Source organism: Pseudomonas sp. 05N434, from assembly GCF_056396965.1.
This window is the reverse complement of the sequence record NZ_JBFTMK010001075.1, coordinates 1-524: the sequence shown is the minus strand read 5'-3', so window position 1 is coordinate 524 and position 524 is coordinate 1. Positions and strand designations below refer to the sequence as shown.

At 59.9% G+C, this 524-nt stretch carries 1 protein-coding gene; it reads right to left on the bottom strand.

The features are described 5' to 3' along the window. Positions 1-524 (bottom strand): LysR substrate-binding domain-containing protein (locus tag AC1DLB_RS31790; RefSeq protein ID WP_477786505.1); only part of this gene is annotated, 524 nt, incomplete at both ends.

The following is a 524-nucleotide window of genomic DNA, read 5'->3' as shown; positions in this document are numbered from 1 at the left end:
GCGCTGTCCTGGTCGACGCTTTGACTCCACTGCATGTCCAGGGTGAAGCCCGGTAAACCATTGGGCGCTTCGCAGTGATTGAAGATCGCCTCATTGGCCAGCAATTGCTGGATGCGCCGGGGCAAGGTCAGGATGAAGTCGGTGCCGGTGATCATCTTCAGTGCCGCGCTGTAGCTGTTGGAGCGCGCGACAATCTGGCGTTTGTGGGCCTGTTGAGCCAGCCAGCCGTCAACCATGTTGGTGGTGGACGTCCAGGGCGTCGGGAACACATGCCGACGTTCAGTGAACGCTTGCAGGCTCAAGCGCGGCTCCAGCGGCGTGGCGCGTTTGTCGAAGACGCAGACCAGATCGTCCTCCAGTAGTCGTCTGGAGTTGAAGTCGGTGTGGCTTCGATGAAAGTTCGGGCCGAAACAGACCACCAGGTCGAGGCTGCCGTCGCGCAGTTCTTCGGCCGGGATGTCGGTTTCGAACTTGTGCATGTTGACCATCACCGGCAGGTCGGCGAAATCGAAGCTCTTCAACAG